16 protein-coding genes are annotated in these 18184 nt (G+C 49.6%); 12 read left to right on the top strand and 4 right to left on the bottom strand.

The genetic code is table 11. From position 1 onward, the window contains the following. The 3 genes from trmD to rpsP are packed head-to-tail and all read right to left on the bottom strand — an operon-like array spanning position 1 to position 1634. On the bottom strand, positions 1 to 813 hold the full coding sequence (trmD, locus tag IT527_RS07940; protein ID WP_292967994.1) for a tRNA (guanosine(37)-N1)-methyltransferase TrmD: 813 nt from the start codon (positions 811 to 813) through the stop codon (positions 1 to 3). 10 nt (positions 814 to 823) lie between these two features. Continuing rightward, positions 824 to 1336 (bottom strand): ribosome maturation factor RimM, encoded by a 513-nt coding sequence (gene rimM, locus IT527_RS07935; protein ID WP_292967993.1) that lies wholly within the window; start codon positions 1334 to 1336, stop codon positions 824 to 826. 28 nt (positions 1337 to 1364) lie between these two features. After that, a complete protein-coding gene (gene rpsP, locus IT527_RS07930; RefSeq protein WP_292967992.1) occupies positions 1365 to 1634 on the bottom strand; it encodes a 30S ribosomal protein S16 in 270 nt (89 codons plus the stop codon). A 226-nt stretch (positions 1635 to 1860) separates the two neighbouring features. Between rpsP and IT527_RS07925 the strand changes: the two genes are divergently transcribed. The 11 genes from IT527_RS07925 (at position 1861) to greA (ending at position 15066) form a co-directional block, all read left to right on the top strand. Next, positions 1861 to 3132, top strand: coding sequence for a (Fe-S)-binding protein (locus IT527_RS07925; protein ID WP_292967991.1), 1272 nt, complete (start codon positions 1861 to 1863; stop codon positions 3130 to 3132). A gap of 80 nt (positions 3133 to 3212) precedes the next feature. Continuing rightward, on the top strand, positions 3213 to 3839 hold the full coding sequence (gene coq7 / locus IT527_RS07920) for a 2-polyprenyl-3-methyl-6-methoxy-1,4-benzoquinone monooxygenase (RefSeq protein ID WP_292968041.1): 627 nt from the start codon (positions 3213 to 3215) through the stop codon (positions 3837 to 3839). Between the two features lie 44 nt (positions 3840 to 3883). Then, complete coding sequence (locus IT527_RS07915) at positions 3884 to 4444, top strand: YqgE/AlgH family protein (RefSeq protein WP_292967990.1); 561 nt, start codon at positions 3884 to 3886, stop codon at positions 4442 to 4444. Next, complete coding sequence (ruvX, locus tag IT527_RS07910; RefSeq protein ID WP_292967989.1) at positions 4437 to 4889, top strand: Holliday junction resolvase RuvX; 453 nt, start codon at positions 4437 to 4439, stop codon at positions 4887 to 4889. The genes IT527_RS07915 and ruvX overlap by 8 nt, the downstream gene beginning before the upstream one ends. Next, positions 4876 to 5379, top strand: coding sequence for a bifunctional pyr operon transcriptional regulator/uracil phosphoribosyltransferase PyrR (pyrR, locus tag IT527_RS07905; protein ID WP_292967988.1), 504 nt, complete (start codon positions 4876 to 4878; stop codon positions 5377 to 5379). Before ruvX ends, pyrR begins: the two co-directional genes overlap by 14 nt. A gap of 72 nt (positions 5380 to 5451) precedes the next feature. Then, positions 5452 to 6402, top strand: a complete 951-nt coding sequence (locus IT527_RS07900; RefSeq protein WP_292967987.1) for an aspartate carbamoyltransferase catalytic subunit — start codon at positions 5452 to 5454, stop codon at positions 6400 to 6402. 13 nt (positions 6403 to 6415) lie between these two features. Further along, positions 6416 to 7687, top strand: coding sequence for a dihydroorotase (locus tag IT527_RS07895; protein ID WP_292967986.1), 1272 nt, complete (start codon positions 6416 to 6418; stop codon positions 7685 to 7687). Between the two features lie 41 nt (positions 7688 to 7728). Beyond that, complete coding sequence (locus IT527_RS07890; RefSeq protein ID WP_292967985.1) at positions 7729 to 9834, top strand: M3 family metallopeptidase; 2106 nt, start codon at positions 7729 to 7731, stop codon at positions 9832 to 9834. 208 nt (positions 9835 to 10042) lie between these two features. Continuing rightward, on the top strand, positions 10043 to 11194 hold the full coding sequence (gene carA / locus IT527_RS07885) for a glutamine-hydrolyzing carbamoyl-phosphate synthase small subunit (RefSeq protein ID WP_292967984.1): 1152 nt from the start codon (positions 10043 to 10045) through the stop codon (positions 11192 to 11194). 25 nt (positions 11195 to 11219) lie between these two features. Continuing rightward, positions 11220 to 14417 carry a carbamoyl-phosphate synthase large subunit gene (gene carB / locus IT527_RS07880; protein ID WP_292967983.1) on the top strand — a complete coding sequence of 1066 codons (3198 nt, stop codon included), beginning with the start codon at positions 11220 to 11222 and terminating at the stop codon, positions 14415 to 14417. A gap of 172 nt (positions 14418 to 14589) precedes the next feature. Continuing rightward, a complete protein-coding gene (greA, locus tag IT527_RS07875) occupies positions 14590 to 15066 on the top strand; it encodes a transcription elongation factor GreA (protein WP_292967982.1) in 477 nt (158 codons plus the stop codon). 3 nt (positions 15067 to 15069) lie between these two features. On the opposite strand, the gene IT527_RS07870 is transcribed toward greA, so the two are convergent. Next, complete coding sequence (locus tag IT527_RS07870; protein WP_292967981.1) at positions 15070 to 16050, bottom strand: L,D-transpeptidase family protein; 981 nt, start codon at positions 16048 to 16050, stop codon at positions 15070 to 15072. A gap of 274 nt (positions 16051 to 16324) precedes the next feature. Between IT527_RS07870 and IT527_RS07865 the strand changes: the two genes are divergently transcribed. Beyond that, on the top strand, positions 16325 to 18148 hold the full coding sequence (locus IT527_RS07865; protein ID WP_292967980.1) for a fatty acyl-AMP ligase: 1824 nt from the start codon (positions 16325 to 16327) through the stop codon (positions 18146 to 18148). Positions 18149 to 18184: the final 36 nt, after the last annotated feature.

The following is an 18184-nucleotide window of genomic DNA, read 5'->3' as shown; positions in this document are numbered from 1 at the left end:
TCATTGCTCCTGTTCTTTAATTTTATCCATCGATTGGTCAGCAACTGCTGCACACCGTAACTGCCTGAATTCTTCCAGTAACTTCTTTTCCTTTTCCGGGAGCTTTTCCGGATATTTTTCTGCCAGTAAATCCGGCCTTTTTAGCCACGTCCTGCCAATTGACTGTTGCAGGCGCCAACACTCTATTTTTGCGTGGTTGCCGGACAGCAGCACCCGAGGAACCGGTTTCCCTTTGTATATCTCGGGTCGGGTATAGTGCGGGTATTCAAGCAGCTGGTTAACGTGAGAATCCTGACCGGCTGATTGCGCATCACCTAACGCACCAGGCAGTTGTCTTACCACGGCATCAATCAAAACCATTGCTGCCAGCTCTCCACCGGATATCACATAATCCCCGATTGAAATTTCTTCATCTACCTGATCCTCTATTAGCCTTTCATCAACCCCTTCATAGCGACCACAGAGTAACACTACTCCATTTAATGCGGAAATTTGCAAAACTTTTTTATGATTCAGTAATTTACCTTGTGGTGAAAGATAAATTACGCTGGTCTTTCCAATGCCATTTTCAGCCTGTCTGGTCTTGGCATCTGTAATGGCTTTACCCAATGGCTCAGCCATCATGACCATGCCTGGCCCTCCACCATAAGGCGAATCATCTACCGTCCGGTAACGGTTTGCAGCATAGTCGCGAGGATTCCAAGTGTGCAGATGGTATAAATTGTCTTTATTTGCTCTGCCTGTTACACCATACTGTGTAACGGCGTCAAACATATCGGGCAGTAGCGTGATAACATCAAATTCAAACGACATGGTACCAAGTTTAGTAATCCAGCTCCCAATCTACCGTGATTTGTCGTGATTTCAGATCTACACGCATGATAACCTGGTCAATGAAGGGGATTAATTCTTCTTTGTTATCTCCAGACAGCCGGACACGTAATACATCATTTGCACCAGTCTCAAACAAACCTGCTGCCGTACCGAACAATTCCCCCTGAATATTAACAACATCCATCCCGATCAGATCCGCCCAATAGTAGCCCTCTTCACCATTTTCTGATAACAGAGGCAGTTGGCTGCGTGGTACGGCAACCAGTAAACCTTTCAATTCAGATGCGCTCGTTCGGTCTTCGTGTTCACTGAGGCTAACGATGAGCTCACTGTTGTTATGGCCGGAAAATGAAACGGGATGCACAACCTGCCACTTCTTTTCATCTTTACTCAGCCACCACACGGCGTACTCCATCAGCCCGCCGGTACATTCGGTAAAAGGGGTAACCTTTATCTGCCCCCGAATACCATGTGGCCCGATGATCCGACCCAGCACGACCATAGGCTCCTTTGCTTCAAGGAGCCTCGTTTCACCCTTGTGGTTGTGCAGCCTGCTGCTGTCTGCCAAACTGTTTGACAAGTCGTGAAACGGTATCGGACAGTTGTGCTCCCTGGGATTGCCAGTAAGTCAGGCGATCCATCTGAATGCGCAGACTTTCTTCTCCACCCGTGGCGCGCGGATTGTAGAACCCGACACGTTCTATGAATTTTCCGTCACGCCGATTGCGGGAATCAGCCACGACCATGTTGTAAAAAGGACGCTTCTTGGCACCACCTCGTGCCAGTCTCACTACTACCATGGTACCCCTTGTAATAAAAGTAGTTGTTTGTTAACGATAACCCCTAATTTTATTGCAATTTCATCTTGCATGGCAAGAAGTAAATAGAATGGCAATATGGCTGCATTTGAGAAAGAAGATCGTGGCAGAATCGGGAGAGCAACAGTAATTGCCTGGGCAGGCGTGAGTTACAAATTTTATATAACCGGATTTCGCTGAAATGGTTGACCTAAAAACAAAGAGGGATATGGATCAGGATCAGGATGCTTCGCCGGCGGAAGCTCTGCTGGCTGAAGCAAATCGTTGTGTGGCGTGCGGGCTTTGCTTGCCGCATTGTCCAACATATCATCTGACATATTCTGAAGCAGATTCGCCGCGTGGGCGGATTGCGCTGATGAGTGGAGTCGCAAACGGGCATATTCCTCTGAATGAAAAATTTATTCAGCATATGGATCGGTGCCTGACTTGCCGTGCCTGTGAGCAGGTTTGCCCGAACAGCGTTGCTTATGGTCAGCTGATTGACGGTGCGCGTGCCATGATTTATGCGCATTCATCTGCGCAAGATGTAAATCAGCGTAAAAAAAATGGGCTGAGGGATTTCTTTGAGCGGAAGCTGATAGCTCAGCCAGCCCGGTTCGATATCCTGCGGCCAATGTTGCGTTTACTCACCAGGATGGGCCTGCTGTCATTGTTGTTGCGATTGGAAATGCTGAGAAAAAATGATCTGGCCCAATCGCTGCTGTTTTTGACAGTGCGCAATCTGCCGGGAACATTATGGCGGCGTAAATACCCGGCCAGAGGCGCCTCACGTGGGGAGGTGGCCCTGTTTGTAGGGTGTGTTGCGCGGCTGATTGATACCGAAACGCTGCTTTCATCTATACAGGTGCTTAACCGGATGGGCTATACGGTACATGTACCCGGTAAGCAGACCTGTTGCGGGGCATTGCATCAGCATAGTGGCCGGATCGATATGGCCAGGTCGTTTGCCCGACAAAATCTTCGTGTATTTGAAGATTCAGGTGCTCAAACCATTATCAGTACTGCTTCCGGTTGCGGTGTGCAGCTGGCGGAATATTCATCGCAATCGGGTGTGGGTTTTTCTGTGCCGGTAATGGATATCAGTCAGTTTCTCGATGGACTGGAGTGGGATGCAATCAGTTTTAAGCCGTTGGTGCGCAAAGTAGCTGTGCATGAACCCTGTACGCTGCGTAATACGTTGTGCGCCTCAAAGCATCTGTATACTTTGTTGCAGCGTATCCCGGGAATAGAGGTTGTGGAACTCCCCGGAAATGAGCGGTGTTGCGGCGCTGCCGGTACGTATTATCTTGATCAGCCTGAGTTTGCAAAATCGTTACTCGATGCAAAATTACAGGCTTTCGAACATACAGGGGCGGACTGTCTGGTGACGGCGAATATCGGTTGTGCTTTGCATATTGCTAATGGACTGGTGAGGAAGGGTATCAATATAGAGGTTTTGCATCCGGTAACATTGCTCGCGCGGCAAATGCGTATAAAATAAGGGTTCGTGTGGTCTCCAGGTGGTTTGCTGATTAAAAACAGCAGGCAGGGATGGAGAGAACGGAGAGTGGAGGGGTTGTTATGCTGAACGTGGACAAGTTGATTATAGGTTTTGATAGCGCCTTGCGGACATTGCTGGCGCCGGCCAATACTGTGCGCCCGGTGCCCGGGAAGGATCTGCCCGAGAATGCATTGAGTGAGATCGAAAAGCGTGAGTCTGCTGCGCTTATGCGCATTAATCATGTGGGTGAGGTGTGTGCTCAGGCACTGTATCAGGGCCAGGCGCTGACAGCACGTAATGAGCAGGTCAGGCAGGCGCTGGATCAGGCGGCGCGTGAAGAAACCGAACATCTTGCATGGACGGAGCGTCGCATTGTGGAACTGGATGGACGTAAAAGTTACCTGAATCCGTTATGGTATGGCGGGTCGTTTGCGCTGGGACTGGTGGCGGGTGTGCTCGGTGATAAATGGAATCTGGGTTTTTTGGCAGAAACCGAGCGCCAGGTTGAGGCGCATCTGGCGGATCATCTGCAGCGATTACCTCATCAGGATGTTCGCAGCCGGGCGATTGTGACACAAATGAAGACTGATGAGGCCTGTCACGCTACCATGGCTGTTTCGCACGGTGGAGGGCAGTTACCTGCTCCGGTCAGGCGTGTTATGAAGTTCAGTTCCGGGATCATGACGCGTACCGCCTATTGGGTGTGAAGTCAGAGGAAATTTCTTATTTGTTCCTGGATGGCACAATCTTAATGCAAAGCATCAATCTTACCGATCATTTCCTGATTGCCATGCCGGGGCTGGAGGATTCCTTTTTTACCCGGACGCTGACCTATATCTGTGAACATAATGAACGGGGTGCGCTGGGTCTGGTGGTGAATCGTTCGACGGATTTATCGGTAGAAAAATTATTGCTCCAACTGGGAATGTCCCCCAAAAATGCGACGATTTCCAATTCGCCGGTATTACTGGGCGGACCGGTACAGGTTGACACCGGGTTTGTGCTGCATGAACCGGTTGGGTCATGGAAGTTTACGCTGTCTGCCAATGAGTCGATCGGTTTGACATCTTCCATTGATATTTTGCAGGCGGTTGCCGATTGCCGGGGGCCGGAAAGAATGCTGGTGGCATTGGGTTACTCAGGCTGGTCGGCGGGGCAGCTTGAGCAGGAGCTGGCGCAAAATGCCTGGCTGACGGTGCCAGCTCAGTCGCAGATATTGTTTGAGCTGTCCTTTGAAGAACGATTGCCTGCAGTCATGAGCTTGCTGGGAATCAATTTTTATAATCTGTCCAGTGACGTCGGTCATGCCTGATGCGCTTGGTAATATGGTGTCCGGTACGGTGCTGGCGTTTGATTTTGGTACGCGGCGCATTGGTGTTGCGATTGGAGAGCTTGAGTTGCAGATGGCTCATCCGCTGACGACGATCGATCAGGCCATGACTAAACCCCGTTTCGAGAAAATTGCAGAACTGATCAAAACATGGCAGCCGGTCTTGCTGGTGGTGGGGCTGTCGGTTCATGCTGACGGTACTGAGCACGAGATCACCCAGTTGTGTCGCCGTTTTGCCAGGCGGCTGGAAGGGCGGTTTGATATTCCGGTAGCAATGGCAGATGAGCGTTACACCACAGTGATCGCACGTTCGGCACTGGAAGAAGCGGGTGTCACCGGTAGAAAAAAGCAGCGGCCAATGCTCGATCAGATTGCCGCGCAACATATCCTCCAAATTTATTTCGATTTATCTCATGCAGCTTCCTGACGCAGAACAACTGCTGGTGCAGCTTATTGAAAAAATACGGCCGGATGTAACCGGGAGTACTGCTATTGTGGGAATTCATACCGGGGGTGCCTGGCTGGCTCAGCGTATTCATCAGATATTGGGGGTTGTGCTGCCGGTAGGGGTGCTGGATATATCTTTTTACCGGGATGATTACAGTAAAATCGGCCTGCATCCACAGGTTAGGCCCTCTCAGCTTCCTTTCGATGTTGAAAACAGCCGTATTATTCTGGTGGATGATGTGCTTTACACCGGCAGGACGGTGCGTGCAGCCGTAAATGAGCTGTTTGATTATGGTCGCCCGACCAGTATTGATCTGGCGGTACTGGTGGATCGTGGCGGGCGGGAGCTGCCGATTGCTGCCCGATATACGGGAGCCATTATCACCTTGCCGGAAAACAGTATGTTGGAGTTGAGGCAATCAGATGACGGCAGGCTGAGTCTGGATTTACGCAACCTGACGGCAGGCTGATGCGTGATTCCCGGATTTTTACCTGTATTTAGAACCTATGTACCATCGTAATTTTTTCGGGATCTCTGTGTAATGGGCCTGCATCCCCAGCTGAACAGGAATGGTGAGCTGCAGCACCTGCTGACGACAGAGGGATTGCCTGCTTCAATCTTGCAGCATATTCTTGATACGGCAGAATCGTTCACCGGTGTGACTGAACGCGATGTCAAGAAAATTCCTCTGTTGCGGGGTAAGTCAGTGTTCAACCTGTTTTTTGAACCAAGTACCCGGACCCGTACCACTTTCGAAATTGCAGCAAAGCGTCTTTCGGCGGATGTCATTAACCTCAATATGGCAGTCTCATCCCAGACCAAGGGTGAAACGCTGCTGGATACGGTGGATAACCTGTCTGCCATGCATGCGGATATGTTTATCGTACGCCATAATCAAAGTGGGGCGGCGCATCTGATTGCCCGCCATGTCAGACCGGAGATTCATGTTATCAATGCGGGTGACGGGTGGCATGCCCACCCCACGCAGGCATTGCTGGATATGTTTACCATTCGCCGCTACAAGCAGGATTTCCGCGCATTACGCGTGGCAATCATAGGGGATATTCTGCATTCCAGGGTGGCGCGCTCACAGATTCACGCGCTGACAACACTGGGTGTGCCTGAAATCCGTGTTATTGCTCCCAAAACACTGTTACCGGCCAAAGTTGAGCGGCTTGGCGTGCATGTTTATCACAACATGTCGCAAGGTCTGAAAGAGGTGGATGTACTGATGATGTTGCGGTTACAGAATGAACGCATGAAATCGGCACATTTGCCGGGCACGGAAGAATATTTCAAATACTATGGGTTGACGCCGGAAAAACTGGCACTTGCCAGACCGGATGCAATCGTAATGCATCCGGGTCCGATGAATCGTGGCGTGGAAATTGATTCAGAAGTGGCGGATGGCACCCAGTCCGTCATTTTGTCCCAGGTAAACTTCGGTATTGCCGTTCGTATGGCGGTGATGTCAATTCTCGCCGGAAATTAACACGTACTGTCCTATGCACATTTGTATCCGAAATGGCCGTTTGATTGATCCCGGCAGCAGGATGGACCGTATCGGTGATCTCTATCTGGCTGAAGGCAAAATTGTATCAATCGATTCACGGCCGGAAGGGTTTTGTGACGATCGCGAGATTGATGCTGACGGAATGATTGTATGTCCCGGCCTGGTTGATTTGTCAGCACGGTTGCGCGAACCGGGGTTTGAGTATATGGCTACGCTGGAATCAGAGCTGGAGGCTGCGGTAGCGGGGGGGGTAACCAGTCTTGCCTGTCCTCCTGATACGGATCCGCCGCTGGATGAACCGGGTTTGGTGGAAATGCTGAAACATCGTGCGCGCATCCTGGACCGGGCACACGTGTATCCGGTGGGAGCACTGACTCGGGGGCTCAAGGGCGAGTATTTGACAGAAATGGTTGAATTGCATGACGCTGGTTGCATTGCATTCAGCCAGGCTGATGCGCCGATTGTCAATCTGCATGTGCTGATGCGAGCCATGCAGTATGCTGCCACTTTTGATTTCAAGGTCTGGTTGCGCCCTCAGGACAGGCATCTGGCCAATCATGGGGTTGCACATGAAGGAGAGGTTGCCACCCGTCTGGGTTTGCCGGCAATTCCTGTATGCGCAGAAACGATTGCGCTGACCAGTATTCTGTCACTGATGAAAGAAACCGGTGCCAGCGTGCATCTCTGTCGCATTTCCAGTGCCGAAGGAGTTGCGCTGGTACGGGCGGCGAAACGGCAGGGATTGCCGTTAACTTGTGATGTTTCTGCTCATCACGTGCACCTGACTGACATGGATATCGGTTTTTTTGATGCCAACTGCCATCTTATGCCGCCACTGAGAAGTCTGGCTGATCGGGATATGCTGCGTGCCGGACTGATGGATGGAACAATTGATGCGATCTGTTCGGATCACGCACCAGTCGATGAAGATGCCAAGTTGCTGCCGTTTGCTCAAGCCGAAACTGGCGCAACCGGATTGGAGCTGCTGCTGCCGCTTACGCTGAAATGGGCCATGGAAAACAGACTGTCATTGTCCGAAGCATTGGCAAAAATTACGCTTCACCCTGCACAGGTTCTGGGAATCGGGGCGGGGAAGCTTGCAGCGGGTGCTCCTGCAGATCTATGTATTTTTGATCCGGATGAAAGCTGGGTCGTTAATAATACCGAACTGAAGAGCCAGGGGAAAAATACTCCTTTCCTTGGAATGGAGTTGTATGGACGTGCCCGGTTTACCCTGATTGACGGGCGTATTGTTTATGGCTGACAAGATTCCATCTTGAATAATAAAAACTTTTTACTGTTGATATGAAAAACCCGCTACTTGATTTTTCCACACTTCCGCACTACGAAGAAATTCGCAATGAACACATTGCGCCGGCCATAGATGAGCTGTTGCGTGATTGCCGCGCCGTGGTGAATGCAGTTAAAAATGCAACAGAAATTCCCGACTGGCAGGACTTTGTACAACCGGTGACAGATGTAAACGAACGTTTATCGCGTGCGTGGGGGCAGGTAACGCATTTGAATGCGGTCATGAACAACCCGGAGTTACGAGAGATTTATAACGCTAACCTGCCGCGTGTTACGCAGTACTATGCCGAATTGTCGCAGGATCAGGTGTTATTTGAAAAATTCCGACAGTTACGGGCAGATTCGTCGTTCAATGCATTAAACCAGGCGCGCAAAAAAATTGTAGATAACCAGCTGCGCGACTTTCGCCTGGGAGGTGCTGAACTGCCACCGGAAGATAGAGCCCGGTTTATGCAGATTCAGGAAGAGTTGTCAGCATTGAGTGCGAAATTCAGCGATAACCTGCTTGATGCTACCAATGCATTTTCCCTGCTTGTGGAAAACCGGGATGAACTTGCCGGGATTCCGGAAGATGTATTACAGGCAGCACGCGAAGCAGCGACCGGGGATACATCAGTTACTGCGCAGTGCTGGAAGTTTACCCTGCACGCACCGTCCTACCTGCCGGTTATGCAGTATGCAGACAATCGTAATTTACGCGAACAGATGTACCGGGCATATGCGACACGGGCGAGCGAGCTTGAAACGGTTTCAGATCAGGCGGCAAATCGCGACAATATGCCTTTAATCGAGCAGATTTTACGCTTGCGCCGGGAGGAGGCCCGGTTGCTGGGCTACGACTGCTATGCGCAGGTCTCTCTGGCACCAAAGATGGCAGAAACACCACAGCAGGTGCTGGGTTTTCTCAATGAACTGGCTGCCAGAGCAAGATCTTATGCAGAAAAGGATCTGGTGGAGCTGCAGCAGTTTGCCGCCGAAAAACTGAAGCTGGCTCAGCTTGAGGCTTGGGATATTGCTTATGTCAGCGAAAAACTGCGTATTGAGCGTTATGCTTTCTCCGATCAGGAGGTTAAACAGTATTTCCCGGAAAATAAGGTGTTGTCCGGCATGTTCCAGCTGGTGGAGGCTTTGTACGGGATACATATCAGCGAGGCAGGGGCGGCACGCCATGTTCAGCGTTGGCATCAGGATGTGAAGTTTTTCGATATCACAGATGCCAAAGGTAATTTGCTGGGGCAATTTTATCTGGATCTCTACGCCCGCCCCGGCAAGCGCGGGGGAGCGTGGATGGATGATGCCATTACACGGCGACGGATTGACGTACCGGAGATCGGTCGTTCTGAAATTCAAACACCGGTTGCCTACCTTACCTGCAATTTTTCTGCACCGGTGACGATTGACGGACAGTTGCGCCCGGCGTTGTTTACACATGATGAGGTAATTACGCTGTTTCACGAATTTGGCCATGGCCTGCACCATTTGCTGACTCAAATGGAGGAATTGGGGGTTTCTGGTATCAATGGAGTTGAGTGGGACGCAGTTGAGCTTCCCAGCCAGTTCATGGAGAATTTTTGCTGGGAATGGGAAGTGCTGCGTGATATGACGGCACATGTGGAAACCGGTAATCTGCTGCCGCGCGTATTGTTTGACAAAATGCTTGCTGCCAAAAACTTCCAAAGCGGTCTTCAGACTTTGCGCCAGATCGAATTCGCATTATTTGATATGCAAATACACACTGACTTTGATCCGCAGGGAAGTGAAACAGTATTGCAGCGCCTGGATAAAATCCGTCAGCAGGTGGCAGTTATTATTCCCCCTGCTTTCAATCGGTTCCCGGACAGCTTCGGCCACATATTTGCCGGAGGGTATGCCGCTGGTTATTACAGTTATAAATGGGCAGAGGTGTTATCTGCGGATGCTTACAGCCTGTTTGAAGAAAATGGGACCGGCCAGGTGGTGAGTGCGAAAACCGGCCAGCATTTCCGGCATGAAATTCTTGCTGTAGGCGGCAGCCGTTCGGCACTGGAATCATTTATCGCATTTCGTGGACGTGAGCCAAAAATTGATGCGCTACTGAGGCATAACGGTATGATGGCTTGAGAAAACCATTTTTCTGAAAGGGGGTATTTTGCCTTTGATCTGTAATCTCTGATTTATATAGGGCTTATACAGGGCATGTGCGGGCAAGGTTGTTTCTGGAAAAGCTTCTGTTTCTGGCGTATAATTAACGTATAGCGGTGTAGCGTCAACTTCAAACCGCTTTTTTTCTGTCTGTCTGTATCGTATTACAAAAATATTGGGGAATTCTGTGTTGAACCGTCCGCGTGCTGTACTTGTTCTGGCTGATGGTACTGTTTTTCACGGAGATTCAGTCGGTGCGGAAGGTATCACTACCGGGGAAGTGGCTTTCAATACAGCCATGACCGGTTACCAGGAAATTCTCACTGATCCTTCTTATTGCCGCCAGATTGTTACGCTGACTTATCCTCATATCGGTAATACCGGTGTTAATGATGAGGATATAGAATCTGTAATTTCTTCCAGAGTTGTCCATGCGGCAGGGCTGGTGATTCGTGACCTGCCGCTTATTGCCAGCAACTGGCGCAGTCGCCAGACATTACCTGATTTTCTCAAGCAGTACGGCGTCCCGGCAATTGCCGGGATAGATACACGCAAACTTACACGCATTCTGAGAACGAAGGGTGCACAGGCCGGTTGTATCATGGCTGGCCATGTTGATGAGGCTGAAGCATTGCAGCAGGCGCAAATGTTTCCCGGTTTGACGGGAATGGATCTTGCGCGTGTGGTCAGTTGCAGCCGATCATGGGAATTCAGTGAGGGGGCGTGGTCACCTGAAAAAGGTTATCAGGCAGCGGGTGAGCGCCTTTACCGGGTTGCTGTGCTGGATTATGGTGTCAAACGTGCAATTTTGCGCAAACTGGTTGAGCGTGGCTGCCAGGTGACCGTCTATCCTGCGCAGACACGGGCTGATGAAATTCTTGCTGCCCGGCCGGATGGTGTGGTGCTTTCCAATGGTCCGGGTGATCCGGAAGCCTGTGATTATGCGATCGATACAGCCCGTGCATTGCTGGCTGGCAAAATTCCTGTTTTTGGTATCTGTCTCGGTCACCAGCTAATTGCACTGGCGATAGGTGCCAAAACAATCAAAATGAAATTCGGGCATCATGGTGCTAATCATCCGGTGCTGGATATCGATAGTGGCCGTGTGATGATTACCAGCCAGAACCACGGATTTGCAGTTGATGTTGACACCTTGCCTGCCAATGTGCGTGTTACGCACCATTCATTGTTTGATGGCAGTCTTCAGGGGTTTGAGCTGACAGATCATCCGGTTTTCTGTTTTCAGGGACACCCTGAGGCCAGCCCGGGCCCGCAGGATGTGGATTACTTATTTAGTCGTTTCATCAGCCGGATGGCGAAAAACAAGCAATCAGTCTGAGCCACCGGAATAACCTTCATCACAAATGCCAAAGCGTACCGACCTGAAATCTATCCTTATTATTGGTGCAGGGCCGATTGTTATCGGCCAGGCTTGTGAATTTGACTATTCTGGTGTGCAGGCGTGCCGGGCATTGCGAGAGGAAGGTTATCGCGTCATTTTGATCAATTCCAATCCGGCAACGATCATGACTGACCCGGAATTAACCGATGCTACTTATATAGAGCCGATTATCTGGCAGGCTGTTGAAAAAATAATCGAGATTGAGCGGCCGGATGCACTGTTGCCAACCATGGGAGGGCAAACAGCACTTAACTGTGCTTTGGATCTGGTGCGGCATGGTGTGCTGGAAAAATATGGTGTGGCGTTGATTGGCGCTTCCCGAGAAGCTATCGACAAAGCGGAAGATCGCGAGAAATTCAAACAGGCAATGACACGTATCGGCCTGCAATCTGCACGCTCTGCTATGGCACACAGCATGGAAGAAGCGATACAGGCACAAGCCATGATCGGCTACCCGGCCATTATCCGGCCTTCTTTCACCCTGGGAGGGAGCGGGGGGGGGATTGCGTATAACCGGGAAGAATTTATTGAGATTTGTGAGCGCGGCCTGGAAGCTTCCCCTACCCGGGAGTTATTGATCGAAGAGTCGGTTATTGGCTGGAAAGAGTATGAGATGGAAGTTATCCGTGATAAGCAGGATAACTGCATTATTGTTTGTGCTATCGAAAATGTTGATCCCATGGGGGTCCATACAGGTGATTCGATCACAGTTGCGCCTGCTCAGACACTGACGGATAAAGAGTATCAGCGTATGCGCGATGCATCAATTGCGGTACTTCGGGAAATTGGCGTGGAAACAGGCGGTTCCAACGTGCAGTTCGCCATTAATCCCGAAAACGGAAATATGCTTGTGATCGAAATGAATCCCCGCGTATCACGTTCTTCTGCACTGGCTTCGAAAGCAACGGGTTTCCCGATTGCCAAGGTTGCCGCCAAGCTGGCCGTCGGTTATACACTCAACGAACTGGGCAATGATATTGCCGGTGGTATTATTCCGGCCTCGTTTGAGCCGACCATCGACTATGTTGTAACCAAGGTGCCTCGCTTCGCATTTGAAAAATTCCCCCAGGCAAATGATCGTTTAACTACACAGATGAAATCAGTGGGTGAGGTCATGGCGATTGGGCGTACTTTCCAGGAATCGCTGCAGAAGGCGTTACGCGGGCTGGAAACAGGTGTGGACGGTCTGGATGAAAAGACCCTGGATCTTGAAGTCATAAAGGCCGAGCTGGGTCATCCCGGGCCTGAGCGCTTGTGGTATGTGGCTGATGCATTTCGCTGCAATATTCCTTTCGATCAAATTCACGCACTTACCCGGATTGATCCGTGGTTCCTGGTTCAGATTGAAGATCTGGTCAGACAGGAGCAGGCATTTTCGGGAAGACAGCTGGACACACTGGATCGGCGTGAGCTGCTCCATTTGAAACGCTGCGGTTTCTCAGACAGGCGGCTGGCAGCTTTGCTTGGTACCAGCCAGGATAAAGTGCGTGCCAGACGGCATGAACAGGGTTTACACCCGGTCTATAAGCGAGTGGATACCTGTGCAGCCGAGTTTGATACACATACGGCCTATATGTACTCAACCTATGAGGAAGAGTGCGAATCTCATCCAACTGATAAAAAGAAAATCATGGTGCTGGGGGGTGGGCCTAATCGTATCGGCCAGGGAATCGAATTTGATTACTGCTGTGTACATGCTGCATTGGCACTGCGTGAAGACCGGTATGAGACAATTATGGTCAACTGTAATCCGGAAACAGTCTCGACTGATTATGATGTTTCTGACCGGCTGTATTTTGAACCGCTCACGCTTGAAGATGTTCTGGAAATTGTGGCAGTGGAAAAACCGGTTGGTGTTATCGTGCAGTACGGTGGGCAGACCCCGCTTAAGCTGGCGCGTGCACTGGAAGCAAACGGAGTCCCTGTTATTGGCACCAGCCCGGATATGATTGACTGTGCTGAAGATCGTGAGCGTTTTCAAGCCATGCTGCAAGAGCTGGGTCTTAAACAGCCCCCCAATTTTACCGCGCGTACTCCGGAAGCAGCTCTGGCTGCAGCGGATAAAATCGGTTATCCCCTGGTTGTCAGGCCAAGTTACGTGCTGGGTGGCCGTGCCATGGAAATTGTGCATGAGGCGCGCGATCTGGAGCGTTATATGCAGGAAGCCGTGAAGGTATCAAATGACTCTCCTGTATTGCTGGATCATTTCCTTAATAACGCAATCGAGGTGGATGTTGATGCGATTTTTGACGGGGAAACCGTACTGATCGGTGGAATTATGGAACATATCGAACAAGCCGGAGTTCATTCCGGTGATTCTGCTTGTTCATTGCCTCCTTTCAATCTTTCTGCTTCTCTGCAAGATGAATTGCGTCGACAAACCGGGGCCATGGCGCGTGCACTGAATGTCAGAGGACTGATGAATGTCCAGTTTGCCATCCAGGATGATACTGTCTATGTGCTGGAGGTGAATCCCAGGGCATCGCGTACGGCTCCTTTCGTCTCCAAAGCAACTGGTTTACAACTGGCTAAAATTGCAGCTCGCTGTATGGCAGGCCAGACCCTGGCTGATCAGGGCATCAAAAAAGAAATTCATCCTCCTCATTTCTCAGTCAAGGAGGCTGTTTTCCCGTTTGCTAAATTTTCCGGTGTGGATACCATACTTGGGCCGGAGATGAAATCAACCGGTGAAGTAATGGGGATCGGCAGGACTTTTGCTGAGGCATTCATCAAATCACAGCTTGCTGCGGGTGTTCAGTTGCCGACATCGGGCAATGTACTGATCAGTGTAAGAGATAGCGATAAACAGGAAGCTGTCTCCATCGCTGCCAAATTAATTGAACTGGGATTTTCGCTTTATGCCACACGCGGAACAGCTCAAATTTTACAAGAGGCGGGATTGCCGGTGATTGCAGTCAATAAGGTGACGGAAGGCCGGCCACATATTGTGGATATGATCAAGAACGGAGAGATTGTTCTGATCATCAACACGGTAACAAATAAGCGCAGTGCGGTGCGGGATTCTTATTCTATCCGGCGTGCTGCTTTACAGGCCAAGATAACTTATTACACAACCATTGCCGGTGCACGGGCCGCTTGTGCCGGCATGGCCGCTCGTCAGGAATTGCAGGTTTATCGTTTGCAAAATCTGGCTGTCTAGGCAACAATTATTTCTCCTCCTGAGCCTGTTGGGTACTAATCTGAAAGGATAGGTGTCTGTTTGTGAGATTTTTAATCAGATAGCTAATGTGCTATGTGCTTTCAGGCAATGTGCTGAATGCAGCCTGTTGTTTGAATAACGTTGTTTTTTAGATCAAAAGAGAACCTAGGTCATGAATGTCATTCCCGTTACCCAAGCTGGCGCAGAGAAATTGCGTGCAGAGTTACATGAAATGAAAACAGTTCATCGTCCTGCTGTCATTGCTGCCATTGCAGAAGCACGTTCCCATGGCGATCTGTCGGAAAACGCCGAATATGATGCTGCCAAAGAAAAGCAGGGGTTTATAGAGGGACGTATTGCAGAATTGGAGAGTAAGCTGGCCAATGCGCAGATTATTAACCCCGCAACATTAAATGCAGATGGCGCCTGTGTATTTGGTGCCACTGTTGATTTGATGGAACTGAGCAATGATACTGTCGTGACCTACCAGATCGTGGGTGATGATGAAGCTGATATCAAGGAAGGTAAAATTTCTGTCAGTTCACCTATTGCCCGGGCACTAATTGGCAAATACGCGGGGGATGTGGCTGAAGTGCAGGCGCCTGGCGGTATTCGGGAGTATGAAATTCTGGACGTTAAATATATTTGATGGCTAGTTTTCCTGATTTTCTGAAATCAGGGTCGGTATGCCGTTCCTGGTCCGGATCGCTGATGCCAGAGCTTCCATATTAATTCTGGTTTCTTTTATGATTGTCCCACTGGAATTTCTGGTGGTTTTTTCGAGAAATTCCGAGATTGTGCTATGGACCTTTCGCTCGTAATCAGAAAAGCTGGTGTTATCCTCTTCCAGCGGCGGGTGCAGTTCAATAAATAAAATACTGCCCTGCCATCCCAGTTTGATAGGCTGGTTAACGATCTGCACTGGTGTGCCTGCAGGTACAAGATTAAACAGTTTTTCAATGTCTTCAGGGTACAGGCGCATGCAGCCGTGTGTGACGCGCATGCCAACTCCAAATGGTTTATTGGTGCTGTGGATCAGGTAGCCGGACAGGCCAAGATATAGTGCATATCGTCCAAGAGGATTGTCAGGGCCGGGTGGGACGATATCTTGCAGAGGAGGCTTTCCCTCTGTTATTGCCTCAATTTTGAGTGATTGAGGGGGAGTCCATGTCGGGTTTTTTTGTTTTCTGACAATAGTTGTTCTGCCCAATGGTGTTTTCCAGTCCATTCTGCCGATGCTGACAGGATAGGTGATAATTTCGGGTTTTTGTCCCTTTGCCGGTTTGGGAAAATAATAGAGCCGCATTTCCGGCAGATTGATGACAAGACCGGTTCGTTCAGCCTGTGGGATGATAAAACGTAACGGCAGTACGACTGTGGCGCCATCTTCGGGTAGCCAGCGGTTTACCTCGGGATTGGCCAATACCATTTCATCCTGACCAATATCGTACCGGCGTGCTATATCAAGTAATGTTTCTTCACGACTGGCTGCTGTTGTTTGAATTTGACCGAAAATATCAACGTCATCTGGCGGCCGTATCCAGCTTTCTGCATGAATGTAAGTTGACGCAGATAGTATTGCAAAAAACAGGAACAAACCGATTCCTGTTTTTGTGGGGAGCTTATGCTTCATTTCGTGTTGCGTCGTAAACGATTTATAATGCCGGTGATTTTATCCAGCATGAAGTTTAAAAGCTAATATTTTGGTTTTTTACAGGTGGAATGCGATAATTATATCGTTGTTGAAAAACAACAGTAGAGAGGGTGTCTTCTTGACAGTTAAAGGGCCCTTCTATAAGCTCGCAGCCCATATATACACCATGGGTGGTGGTACTTACTTGTTGCGTAAGTGGCGAGTTGTGTATCAATTCAGCAAATTGGCCAGAAAATATTTCTAGGGGAAGATTTTGAGTTCGACAATAGCCAAGTTGGGCATTCCGCCAGTACAAAAAAATGATTCCCAGTCGCTCAGGATAGGTATTGCGCCAACACCTACTCATAATTTGTTGGCCCAGAGAAGAGCAAATTTTACAACCTTAGTGGAGTCACTTGAGTACGCGGCTCAAGGTGAGACTGGGTACAATTTTTACGATTCAAGAGGTAATCTTAAATCTGTACTTCCGTACAGGGTGTTGTGTACAAATTCAAAAATAATTGCAAAACGGCTGTCCGGTCTTGGATTGGCTCGTAACAGCCGGGTTGCACTGATCGCTGATACTACTCCGGCGTTTATTGAGCTGTTTTTTGCCTGCCGGTTTGCTGGCCTTATTCCCTTTGCGATGCCGGTACCCGTAAATCTTGGCAGTCGTGCAATTTATGTGCAGCAGCTTAGAGGGATGCTTGAGAGCAGTAGAGCAAACGTGGCTGTAGCCAGCCTCGATTTTATTGAATTTCTCAACGAGGCTGTTAATGGCCTGGTAAATAACGAGCTTAAATGGAGCGGTACACCTGAGCAGCTTGATTTGTTACCGGAAGCCGATGTGGCACTCCTCCCCAATACACCGGACGAAACAGCCTACCTGCAGTTTACTTCCGGCAGTACTCGTTTGCCAAGGGGAGTTGTTATTACCGAGAAAGCTTTAATGGCTAATCTGCAGGGTATCGTCTGCAATGGTCTTGATGTCCGGTTTGGTGACCGGTGTGCATCGTGGTTGCCTTTTTATCATGATATGGGCTTGGTTGGCCTGGTGCTGGCCCCTTTGGCGGCTCAGCTGTCTGTAGATTATCTGGCTACCAGGGATTTTGCTGTTCGTCCTTTGCAGTGGCTTAAACTAATTAGCCGTAATCGCTGTACTATCGCTTTTAGCCAACCGTTCGGTCTTAAATTATGTACTTTGCGTGCACGTGAATCGGATCTGGTGGACTTGGATCTGAGTAGCTGGCGAGCAGCAGGTGTAGGGGCTGAAATGATCCGACTGGATACGCTGAAGAGTTTTGCTGCCAAATTTTCTGCTGCAGGATTTGATGAGCGTGCTTTTTTACCATGTTATGGGTTGGCTGAGTCAACACTCGCAGTATCTTTCCCTGATATTGGTTTGGGGGCAAGAAGTTTACGTGTAGATGCCAAGACGCTGATTGAGAAAAAAATTGCGGTAAGAGTTCAGGCAGACGGCAGGAAGTATAATGAGTTCGTGAATTGTGGCCGCCCGTTGCCAGGCCATGAAGTCAGAGTGGTTGATGAAGCAGATCATGAAGTTCCCCATATGACGGTTGGAAGTATTCTGGTTAGAGGGGAAAGCGTGATGAGTGGATATTTTAATAATGCGGATGAAACTGCGAGAGCAATCAGATTAGATGGCTGGCTGGATACAGGTGATATTGGTTTCCTGTTTGAAGGGGATCTGTATATCACAGGAAGACGTACGGATGTCATCATTGTCAACGGTAGAAATATACGGGCGCAGGATGTCGAAGAACTTGCCGAGCAGCAGCCGGAAGTAAGGGCACGGGAAGCCTCTGCATTTGGTGTCAGTAATGAGGATGGCTCAACATCGGTGGTACTGGTTGTTGAATGCAGACTTGCTTCAGCAGTAGACCGGCAGTCGCTAATTAACAGACTTCAGCAGATGGTGTATATGGCTTTTGGGGTTAGTTGCCTGGTTGAACTGGTGCCGCCCCATACACTGCCTCGGACTTCGTCAGGGAAGTTGTCACGTTTTGCAGCACGCCAGGGTTTCTTGCAGCGTGCAAACTTGGAGCAGCCTGTAGCCACTACTTATACTGCTGGCTGACAGCTCCATTATCTATCAATAAATCATTTCTTTATG

Origin of the sequence: Nitrosomonas sp. (assembly GCF_020852615.1) — a bacterium.
GTDB lineage: Bacteria > Pseudomonadota > Gammaproteobacteria > Burkholderiales > Nitrosomonadaceae > Nitrosomonas.
Note: the sequence above shows the minus strand (reverse complement) of the source record. Positions and strands in the feature narration are given on the sequence as shown.